Origin of the sequence: Pseudovibrio sp. M1P-2-3, assembly GCF_031501865.1 — a bacterium.
Classification (GTDB): Bacteria; Pseudomonadota; Alphaproteobacteria; order Rhizobiales; family Stappiaceae; genus Pseudovibrio; species Pseudovibrio corallicola.
The window spans coordinates 1-10,966 of sequence record NZ_JARRCW010000003.1 but is presented as its reverse complement, the minus strand read 5'-3'; the positions used below and the strand labels follow the sequence as shown (position 1 = coordinate 10,966).

Here is a 10,966-nt window from a genome sequence, read left to right as displayed (position 1 = left end):
TGTCGTTGTTGCGCCTGTGTGTCAGACCTCCATGATCATCTTTTACATCATAAGTGAAATGAACAGTGCCATTGTAATCCTTCTCGGGTGTGAACGTGTAGGTTCCATCCTTGTTGTCCTGAATGGAGCCATGGTCTGAATGAAGGTTGGCAATACTCAGCTTTCCAGCGTCATTTGCATCAACATCAACCGTATTCTGGAGCAATTGGGCCGCGGTGATGGTCTGACTTGTATCTTCGGTTCCTGGATGCAAGGAGACTTCAGAAGAACAGTAGGGCCGGTCATTACTGCCATGAATGGTGATGACTATATCGTGCGCAGTTCCGTCTTTTGAGTGGACGGTGATTGTATCCGTGAGGGTCTGGTTTTCACCCAGTTGGTCAATAGCCGTGCCTTGAGATGTCGGTCGCCCACCCACAACTTTTATGTTGCCTGCGTTGGCATGATAGTGCCACTCTCCATTTTCATGCAGCAATAGGTCACCATACTTACCATGGTAATCATAGGCGCCAGATTTTTTGTCAAAGCTGGCTTCGCCAACATCCGGATCAATAATGGTCAATTTTCCACTGACATAAAGAGGAGCCTTGCCAAGCATAGATATATGCGGTTGAGCATAATCAGGGGATTTATCTTCCCCAGCAGCATTCTCCGTAACACTGCCTGTGTCTACACCCGAAATTACAGCCTTGTCGTCGGTGCCGTTGATGGTGACGGTGAGTTGGTGGGCGGTGCCGTCTTTGGAGGTGACGGTGAGGTGGTCGGTGAGCTGGTCGCCATGAGCCAGGCCCTGCACCGCCGGCTGCTGGTTGTTGAGGCTGTAGCTCCACGCGCCGTCGGGCTGGATGGAGAAGCTGCCATGGGCGGCACTCACATGAGACTGCGCCACGAACTGATCCTGACCGGCGTCGGGATCGGTGATGGTGAGCTGACCGCCGGTGTGAAGCGCCGTCTCCTCGGTGACCGCCCGGTGGCGGTGCCGCCGATCTGGGCCTTGTCGTCGGTGCCGTTGATGGTGACGGTGAGTTGGTGGGCGGTGCCGTCGATGGAGGTGACGGTGAGACTGTCGGTGAGCTGGTCACCATGGGCCAGGCCCTGCACCGCCGGTTGTTGGTTGTTGAGGCTGTAGCTCCATGATCCGTCGGGCTGCACGGTAAAACTGCCATGGGCACCTTGGGCGTTTGGTTGCGCCACGAACTGGTCCTGACCGGCATCGGGATCGGTGATGGTGAGCTGGCCGCCGGTGTGAAGCGCCGTCTCCTCGGTGACCACACCGGTGGCGGTACCGCCGATCTGCGCCTTGTCGTCGGTGCCGTTGATGGTGACGGTGAGTTGGTGGGCGGTGCCCTCGATGGAGGTACGGTGAGGCTGTCGGTGAGCTTGTCGCCATGGGCCAGGCCCTGCACAGCCGGCTGCTGGTTGTTGAGGCTGTAGCTCCACGAGCCATCGGGCTGCCACGGTAAAACTGCAATGGGCGCCTTGGGAGCTTGTTGCGCCACGAACTGTCCTGGTTGCGAGCTGAAAATTTTGAGAACAAGGACTTTGAGAGCTAAAGTCCTCTCTCACAACACTGTGCGGAGCCTCCCTCTCCCTCTTATCCCGAAAAAACGACAGGGGCCACCTACGCGAAGATTTGGCTACTCCCTCAAGTTTTTCCGTGTTGTTTGAGGATGATATAACTGTCAACGCACTTACCTTGTTTTCTCCCCTTGGGTGGTGGGAAACACTATGGTACACAGCGCACAAGACTTCGGCGACCGCCGTAAATGATGGGACTAACCTAAGAGATTTAAGAGCACCATGACTGAGAGTGTTGTTACGCGCTTTCCCCCTCACCCACTGGCTACCTGCACATTGGCGGGGCTCGCACAGCTCTGTTCAACTGGCTATATGCCAAAGGACGGGCGGTAAAATGCTTCTTCGTATTGAGGACACTGATCGCGCCCCGTTCAACAGATGACGCTGTTCTTGCCCTGAAAGACGGTCTTTCATGGCTTGGCATTCAATGGGATGGAGAGCCTGTTTCCCAATACGGCAATGCCGAGCGTCACAGAGCTGTGGCAGAACAGATGGTGAAGACGGCACGGCCTACTATTGCTATTGCACGCCGGAAGAAGTGAACGCCATGCGCGAGAAAGCGCGTGCTGAAAACCCGCCCACCGCGCTACGACGGCACATGCGTGACCGGGCCCCCTCTGAAGCCCCCGAAGGTATTTCTCCCGCTATTCGCCTGAAGGCGCCCTTAAGGCGATACCATTATTGAAGACAAAGTTCAGGGCACTGTAAAGTTCCCGAACAAAGATCTGGACGATCTGGTTCTGGTCCGCTCAGACGGCAACCCAACCTATATGCTTGCTGTAGTTGTGATGATCATGACATGGGTGTAACCCACATTGTGCGCGGTGATGACCACCTGACAAACGCCGCTCGTCAAGCCCTCATCTACAAAGCCCTTGGCTGGGATCTTCGGTTGTCTCCCATATTCCTTTGATTTATGGACAGATGGCGCAAAGCTCTCCAAACGTCACGGGGCCATTGGCGCAGAAGCTTACCGGGCAATGGGCTACTTGCCAGCAGCCATGCGCAACTACCTTGCACGCTTGGGATGGTCCCACGGAGATGATGAAATTTTCTCCACTGACCAGATGATCGAGTGGTTCGATTTGACGCAATTGGCAAATCACCTTCTCGTTTTGATTTCAAGAAACTGGAAAACCTGAACGCCCATTACATGCGCTCCACCCCAGATTCTGAGCTGCTTGAAGCCTTCAAGGTTTACCTGCCAGATGTTGAGGGCGGTGTTCAGGTACTGGAATGGCTCTCAAATGCACAAAACGAAGCAAAATTCCTTGCAGCCCTTCCCGGTCTCAAAGAACGTGCAAAGACACTCGTAGAGCTGCAAGAATCTGCAAGGTATCTGTGGGTAGAGCGTCCTTTGGACTTTGACGAAAAGGCCGAGAAGCTTCTGTCAGAAGATGCCCGCGCTGTTCTGGCACGTCTTCTTCCCCATTTTGAAGCGGTAACCGACTGGAGCGGGGAAAACACCGAAGCCGCCGTACGCGCGTTTGCCGAGCAAGAAGACTAAAGCTTGGAAAAGTTGCCCAACCTTTGCGTGCTGCTCTCACAGGGCGCGGCCCATCCCCGGGTATCTTTGATGTTCTGGAAGTTCTTGGTAAGCAAGAATCTCTCGCCCGCATTGGCGATTGCGCAAAATAAACACAAAAAGTTAACCAAATACCGCGGTTGAGGTCTTCCCGACGCTGCGGTATTCTCCCAATAGCCAAAATTGATAGGTTCCTTACGCTTGCGGTACTGCGACAAATAAGGTACGCACTCTCACGACACCACTCCCCCAAGGGTGGCCTATCAACTTTCTGTGTATCCACTGGTATACGATTTAGTTCTTTCACCTGGTCTGGGACCTACAACTAGGGGGTTGCCTTTATGAGCGAAAAAAAATCAAAACTGACGATTGGAAGTGATACAATCGACCTGAACGTCCGCTCAGGATCCGTCGGTCCAGACGTTATTGACATTGCCGCGCTTTACAAGGAAACGGGTTGCTTTACTTATGACCCGGGTTTCACATCCACCGCATCCTGTGAATCTAAAATTACTTATATTGACGGGGACCAAGGTACGCTTTTGTATCGCGGGTACCCAATTGAACAGCTTGCTGAACAGGGGTGATTTCCTTGAAAGCTGCTACCTGCTTCTTTATGGAGAGCTTCCAACACGTGCCCAAAAGGACGATTTTGTCCATCGTGTGACATACCACACTATGATCCACGAACAGATGGCCAGCTTCTTCAAAGGCTTCCGTCGTGACGCCCACCCAATGGCGGTTATGACTGGAACAGTAGGTGCTCTTTCTGCATTCTATCACGATTCCACGGATATTTCCGATCCACACCAGCGTATGGTTGCATCCTTGCGCATGATCGCAAAAATGCCGACAATCGCTGCGATGGCCTACAAGTACCACGTTGGTCAGCCATTCGTTTACCGCGCAACGACTTGGATTACGCTTCCAACTTCCTGCACATGTGTTTTGCAGTGCCTTGAAGAGTACAAAGTGAATCCGGTTCTGGCCCGCGCAATGGATCGTATTTTCATTCTGCATGCCGACCACGAGCAGAATGCATCTACATCCACAGTGCGTTTGGCTGGTTCTTCAGGTGCAAATCCATTTGCATGTATTGCTGCTGGTATTGCATGTCTTTGGGGCCCTGCCCACGGCGGTGCCAATGAAGCTGCACTGAACATGCTGGCAGAGATCGGCACTGTTGATCGCATTCCAGAGTTCATTGCCCGCGCAAAAGACAAGAACGACCCTTTCCGCCTCATGGGCTTTGGTCACCGCGTCTACAAGAACTACGATCCACGCGCTCGTATCATGCAAAAAACAACGCATGAAGTTCTTGCAGAACTTGGTCATCCAGATGATCCACTTCTTCACGTTGCAATGGAGCTGAGCGCATCGCTCTTTCCGATCCATATTTCGTGGAGAAAAAGCTCTATCCAAACATTGACTTCTATTCCGGTATCACACTGCGTGCGCTCGGCTTCCGACGACAATGTTTACCGTTCTGTTCGCTCTGGCACGTACTGTCGGCTGGATTGCACAGTGGAAAGAAATGGTTGAGGATCCATCCCAGCGCATCGGTCGCCCACGTCAGCTCTATACTGGCGCTCCTTCCCGCGACTATATGCCAATCGACAGCGCCGCTAATTTAAGCGTTGCACCCCAAATATTGGAAAAGGGGAGCCTCGGCTCCCTTTTTACTTTCTCGCATCATTAAAGCGCGTTCCGTTTGATCGGCTACAGCTACTAATACCAACGGCACCTGTTTTTGACTCGGGATGAGGATTCCCAAATCACTTGAATTGTGATTCAACATTGGGAAAGGAGATTCCCAATGTCAGCGATCCCATTGCGCCGAGACTATGATGCTTCTTCGTTACGAACTCTTGCTTGTCAAAGTAAGGATGTCAGGCAGAGCCGCCGCCTTCTTGCTCTTGCTGCTGTTTATGATGGGTTGTCGCGCTTGGAGGCGGCACGCATGGGCGGCATGGACCGCCAAACACTGCGAGACTGGGTGCATCGGTTTAACGCAGAAGGGCCGCACGGCCTGTACAATCGTAAGATCCCGGGCCGTGTCCGGTGGTTAAATAAAGAGCAAATGGCTGAATTTGCAGATCTGGTTGAGGCTGGGCCTGATTTACAACAACACGGCGTAATTCGCTGGCGTCGGCGGGATCTGCAAGGTGTGATCGAGCAGAAGTTTGGGGTCAGCTATAGCGAAAGGGCTATTTCAAGCCTCCTCAGAGTTCTGGGATTTTCTCGGGTCAGCGTTCGGCCACAGCACCCGGCACAGGACGAGCAAGTTATGGAGACATATAAAAAAACTTCCATGCCCGGCTTAAAGAAATAAAAGCGCGCCCTTGCCTCACAAACATCCATGGAAATCTGGTGGCAGGACGAAGCCCGCATTGGTCAAAAAAATGGGCTCACCAGAAGGTGGGCAAAAAAAGGAACGAGACCACGGGCTCCCAGCGACGGGCGCTATCAATCAACTTATGTATTCGGGGCCATCTGCCCCGCCCACGGCAAAGGGGCAGCACTTGTTTTGCCCAAAGCCAATACCAATTCCATGCAGCTTCACCTTAAAGAAATCAGCCGAACCGTCGCCAAAGGGGCGCACGCAGTGGTCCTGATGGATCAAGCGGGTTGGCATACAACGGCAAAACTGAAGTTGCCTGATAATATAACCATCTTGCTGCTCCCACCCCGTTCTCCGGAGCTCAACCCGGTTGAAAATGTTTGGCAGTACTTACGGCAAAACTGGCTCTCTAACCGAACCTTTCAAGACTACCAGGAAATTGTCGATGCCGCCTGTTCCGCTTGGAATAAGCTTATTCAACAACCCCACACAATCACATCAATCGGTAGACGAAATTGGGCGCATACAGGTCAATTATAAGTGCCGTTGGTATAAAGCCTGAATACAATGTGCTCTAAATACACGCTGAGTTTAGGACACTGTAGATCTAATTCGAACCGCTTTCATCCATGGGGGGTCCGTCGGCTGTATATCTTCGAATGTATCTGATGGGTCCAGCTGTGTATGAATATCGGGTTGGGGATCGCCTGAGATGCAGGCCCTCCATCCATACTCGGTTAAGACCTCGTCCGGCACATCAAAGGGTGTAGAGGCATGGCATATTCAACTCCGACGGCATTAAGATAGGTGCTTCCTTCAAGATCCAATTGTGTTCCAGTTTGACTTTGCATCGCGCCAACGGCTGTCAGGTACGGGAAGTAGACTGTCCTCTTCAACCTGTTGGATAATCTTCCGTTATGGGTTCATCACTGGCTATTGGAGGAGATGGCGGTGGTAAATGTAAGGCCCTCATCCGTCCCATGCACCTCAATTTGAACAGTATGGGTCTGGTTTCACCATTGCCATGTGCTGTGTGCACCGCGACTTTGAAAACTCTCATGAGCTGTATCTCCATGGATCAAGCCCTGAGTAGTAGTTAGAGAGTTATCAAGTTGGTAATGCCAAGCGCCGTGCTCATTAATGGAAAAATTTCCATAGTTTCCTGAGACCTGTGTTTGTTCTAGAAAGGTGGGCTTATCGCCAGTGTCAGTATCCGTAGCCGTTAGCTGGCCGGAGATTGTATCTCTCAACGCATCTTCTGTAACTGACCCAGTATCCGCTCCAGATATGACGGGATGATCTTCATGACCACTTACATTAACAGTGATTTGTTGATGCAATATAGTGCCATCGGTCGCATGCGCTGTAACAAGGAATGTATCAGTTTCAACCTGCCCACCACTGAGATGCTGAGTATCGGGATTGTGATTATCCAACCGGTAGGACCACGCACCGCTGGCATCTATTTCAAAGTGCCCATAAGTGCCTGAGACAGCATGCTGGCTCTGGAAGGCTACAGTCTCCCCACTGTCAGCATCATGCCCGACAAGCTGCCCTGTGACTGCTTGTATAGCATCTTCCTTTATGGACCCGGTGTGATGACCCGATATAACAGCAGTATCATTGCTGCCCATTATATCAACGGCTACATCTCTCGATATTAATTTCCCGTGGGAATCCGTTGCCTGGATCGTCGCATGATCTTGTATGACATCTCCGTGCTTGAGAGACTGAATTGCGGCCTCCCCATTATTTAGAGCGTAGTGCCAGTTTCCATGGGCATCGACAGTAAAGGTGCCGTGAGAACCATTTGCATTGGGATCAACGGACCACGTGTAGTGATGGGTTTCATCGAGAACGCCATCACCACTTACTGGATCCAAATGGCCACTTACACTCGTCACTTTATCTTCTGTGACCGCTGCTCTTAGCACGCCGCGCAACGTGTAGTCAGGCCCATTGGCAGCCATAGTAACAACAATATGTTGACGTGTTTGATGCCCATCACTATCTGTTGCAACAATTTTAAAAGTTTCCTGCGGGTGTCCTCCCGCTCGTGCTGCTGCTATGAAGGCGTCTTGTTTAGGGCCACTATGAATGAGCTCATAGGTCCAATGGCCATTCGGCTCAATGAGTAACCTGCCAATGTCCGTATCAATATTTGCAGCTTCTCCCGGCACCCAACTTTGGCCATTCACTGTTACAGTCAGCGGATCTTTGTTATCTGCATCGGTAACAAACAACTCTCCTTCCGCATGAAGATGAGTCCAGTTTCCTTGCTTTATTGCCCGTTCTGACTCCAAAGTGCCGCTGATGATTGGATTGTCATCCGTTCCGGCTATCTTGATTGCTACTACAGCAGAGTGTTTTTGACCGGAAGTTTCCGTTACAGGTAACAGGAAGTTTTCTTGTAACCCTTCCCCGGTCTTGAGACCTTGTATAGCCTTGTCGCCGTTGTTCAGCTGATAACTATAGGAGCCGTCTGCATTTACATTTAAAGTACCGTAATTTCCAACATAGGCTCCAGGGTGGTCAATATGCCCGACTTGCTGTCCCGGGATGACCTGCCCCATTGCTGTGATTGAAGAATCTTCTTTCAAACTGGCTGTCGTATGCATCGTGAGTGGGTTGGCAGCTACTACGAAATGGTGTTGCGCAGTAGCCTTCATTCCTGCCAGTGTATTGAGTGTGCCCTGTACCAGAAGGTTTTGGTCTGCAATGGCGGCAATATCTTGCCCTGGAACAGTCACCTGCCATTTATTGCCTTGTACAGTTGCCGAATAATGGATTCCGGCTATTTCAAGATCAACTTTACTTCCGTCAAGAGCATTAGCTGTCTCCCCGTTGATGAGGAGAGGTTTCCCATGCTCTCCGCTGTCAATCAGGTCATCCCCGCCAACACTGTTGATCACAAGTACTGGCCTATCGTGAGCGATATAGACTTTCTGAGTGATAAAATTCCCTGCCTGCATATCATAGAATCTGAAATTGTGATCGCCAGTCAATAGATTGAAGTTGCTACCATCAATCGACCAATGACCACTGGCATCTACTATGGCAGAAGCATTACTCCCATAAAGTAAGACGATTTCATGCCCAGGTGTGCCTGTACCATGATAAACTAGTGTATTATCCGTTGTAATAAAATCAGAATGACTAAGTCCTGTATCCTGACTGATGGACGAAACTGCTAGAGGAATGTGGTTGATATCCAGCAATCCGTGGGAGAGTATTGTTTCATGACCATCTCCAATTGTCATTGTCACTGGGATATCGGTTATTGTTTTGCCGTGAACGGGCGTAAACACCCACTCGCCATTGCTGTTTTGAGCAAATGAGCCATATTGAGCGTCCACATCCACTTGAGTAACTGACAAGTTATCATTGTCAGGATCAGTCGCACCGGCCAACTTCAGCAGATCGCCCGGACTAAATGTTTTTGTTAAACCGTCTGTTACCTCGCCCATATCTACTGGTGCGGCGGATGTTGCTGTCACAACCGGTCGGTCATTGGTACCCGTGAGGTTTATTGTAAGGTTCTGCTGCGCTTGCCCTCCATCTCCATCGGTCACGGTAATGGGTATAGTTAATGCCTTGTGAGCGCCCTCAGCCAAGCTGTTATAAGCCGCATTTGAGGGATCAAATCGATAGTGCCCATTTGCGTCAATTTGAAACCCATCTATCTGGGCTGTGCTGGTATAATGCAAGCTACTCTTAGGACTGTCTATATCCGTCGCTGTCATGTGCCCTGTGACAACTCTTCCGCCCTCCGTTGCTGCAGTTGTCGCAGCACTTAAAACTGGAGCATCATTGGTGCCGCGCAGTTCAACAACAATATTGTGTGTTGTACCATCTGCAGAAGATACCCGGTACGTCGCATGCTCTACTTGCCCTGCGGCAAGTTGCTGAACTTGTTGGTTACTGTTATCTACCACATAACTCCAGTTCCCAGCGGCATCGATGTGTAGGTTCCCCCCAAATGGGTCGGAAATCGCGTGCTCCCCAAACTGGCTGAACTGGAAGTGTTCTTGTGTAGGCCCATCAGGATCGGTGATATTAAGATTCCCGCTGATGACGATACGTCCAGATACTTTGTCTTCTATTGCTGAGCCAGTATCCGTTCCGGAGATTACCGCTTTGTCCGAGGCGGCAGCCAACGTTGTTGTTGCACCCGTGTGTGTTACCCCCCCATGAGCATCATGGACGTCGAAGCCAAAGTGCACTTGCCCGTTGTAATCTTTCTCAGGTGTAAATGTATAAGTTCCATCTTTGTTGTCGCGAACCGAGCCATGATCCACACGTAGGAGTTCGATACTTAATTTACCCACATCATTCGCGTCAACATCAACCGTATTGGCGAGAAGCTGCGCCTTGGTTAGTGTCTGGGAAATATCCTCGGTTCCACTGTTGAGTGTAACCGTAGAAGAACAGTAGGGCCGGTCATTACTGCCGTGAATAGTAATAGTGATGTCATGAGAAGTTCCATCCTTGGAATAAACTGTAATTGTATCTGTTACAGATTGACCGGCGCCCAGCTGGTCGATAGCAGTCCCGTGTGATGTTGCAAGCCCCCCCACGAAACGGTTGCTTCCAGCGTCCGCATGGTAGTGCCATGTGCCATTCGGGTTTAATAGTAAATCTCCATACTGCCCGTGATAATTAAATCCATACCCCTTGCTATCAAATTCTGCTTCTCCTGCATCAGGGTCTGTAATCGTTAGTTGCCCATCTACACTAAGAGTAGTTTTACCCAGTTTCGCCATACCGGGCTGGGCATAATCGGGGGACATGTCAACACCAGCAGTATTCTCTGTAACACTGCCAGTATCTACACCGCCGATCACCGCTGCATTACTTGTGCCAGTAACAGAAATTACGAGGTTCTGGGTATCTGTTGCACCAGATTTGTCAGTGACGGTCACCGGGATTGATAGATGCTGTGTAGCACCTGCCGCCAAGTGTTCATAGGCCGAGTTTGTTGGGTCAAAGTTCCAACTGCCGTCTGCATTCAATACAAAACCTGCAGGCGCGGTTTGAGTCAGAGAATAGGTTTGGCTATCACCATGGTCTACATCTGTGGCTGACATCTGACCAGTTAAGCGCGTGCCCCCCTCTGTTGTAGAAGCGGTTGCGGCCTTTAGAACCGGCGCATCATTGGTCCCATGGATTGTGATCTGGATCTGGTGTGTTGTACCGTCAACCGATTTTATTGTAACAGTATCCGTGGCCGTTTGCGATGCACCCAATTGTTGGATTGCAGGTTTTCGATTATCAATGTAGTAAATGAAGTCTCCATCTTGTTGAAGTAATACGTGACCACCCATCGAGGTGTCGTATCCTATACCCTGATAGGTTTGGGGGCCTTTATTGATATCAAATTTCGCTTCCCCCGGATCTGGGTCACTGATGTCCAGGTGTCCATAGACCTGCAGTTCATAGTGGGTGTTGATGTAACCGCGGTCCTCGGTGACCGATGGAATTTGGGTGTCTGTAATAACCGCTGCATCCCCAACAGCTGTCAA

6 protein-coding genes and 5 pseudogenes are annotated in these 10,966 nt (G+C 50.8%); 7 read left to right on the top strand and 4 right to left on the bottom strand.

The window, feature by feature from the left end; all coding sequences use genetic code 11:
• From P6574_RS21675 to P6574_RS22215, 3 genes and pseudogenes are all read right to left on the bottom strand, one after another.
• On the bottom strand, positions 1-922 hold a 922-nt coding region (locus P6574_RS21675; protein ID WP_310622423.1), incomplete at its 3' end, for a VCBS domain-containing protein.
• On the bottom strand, positions 871-1,440 hold the full coding sequence (locus P6574_RS21670) for a VCBS domain-containing protein (protein WP_405048168.1): 570 nt from the start codon (positions 1,438-1,440) through the stop codon (positions 871-873). The genes P6574_RS21675 and P6574_RS21670, both read right to left, overlap by 52 nt.
• A pseudogene (locus tag P6574_RS22215) lies at positions 1,419-1,499 on the bottom strand (hypothetical protein); the annotation flags it as partial. The pseudogene P6574_RS22215 and the gene P6574_RS21670, both read right to left, overlap by 22 nt.
• Positions 1,500-1,847: 348 nt before the next feature.
• Between P6574_RS22215 and P6574_RS21665 the strand changes: the two are divergent.
• The 7 genes and pseudogenes from P6574_RS21665 (at position 1,848) to P6574_RS21630 (ending at position 5,984) form a co-directional block, all read left to right on the top strand.
• On the top strand, positions 1,848-2,120 hold the full coding sequence (locus P6574_RS21665; protein ID WP_310622422.1) for a glutamate--tRNA ligase family protein: 273 nt from the start codon (positions 1,848-1,850) through the stop codon (positions 2,118-2,120).
• Positions 2,121-2,255: 135 nt separating this feature from the next.
• Positions 2,256-2,491: pseudogene (locus tag P6574_RS22210) on the top strand (glutamate--tRNA ligase family protein).
• Entirely contained in the window at positions 2,454-2,720 is a 267-nt protein-coding gene (locus tag P6574_RS21660) for a glutamate--tRNA ligase family protein (protein WP_310622420.1), read from the top strand. The pseudogene P6574_RS22210 and the gene P6574_RS21660 overlap by 38 nt, the downstream one beginning before the upstream one ends.
• Before the next feature lie 11 nt (positions 2,721-2,731).
• Positions 2,732-3,216, top strand: a pseudogene (locus P6574_RS21655) (hypothetical protein).
• A 228-nt stretch (positions 3,217-3,444) separates the two neighbouring features.
• Positions 3,445-3,690 (top strand): citrate/2-methylcitrate synthase, encoded by a 246-nt coding sequence (locus P6574_RS21645; protein ID WP_310622417.1) that lies wholly within the window; start codon positions 3,445-3,447, stop codon positions 3,688-3,690.
• Positions 3,572-4,802 (top strand): annotated as a pseudogene (gene gltA / locus P6574_RS21640) (citrate synthase). Before P6574_RS21645 ends, gltA begins: the two are co-directional and overlap by 119 nt.
• A 117-nt stretch (positions 4,803-4,919) precedes the next feature.
• Positions 4,920-5,984, top strand: a pseudogene (locus tag P6574_RS21630) (IS630 family transposase).
• 473 nt (positions 5,985-6,457) lie between these two features.
• Here the strand turns inward: P6574_RS21630 and P6574_RS21625 are convergent.
• Positions 6,458-10,966: VCBS domain-containing protein (locus P6574_RS21625; RefSeq protein WP_310622414.1), on the bottom strand; the 4,509-nt coding region annotated here is incomplete at its 5' end.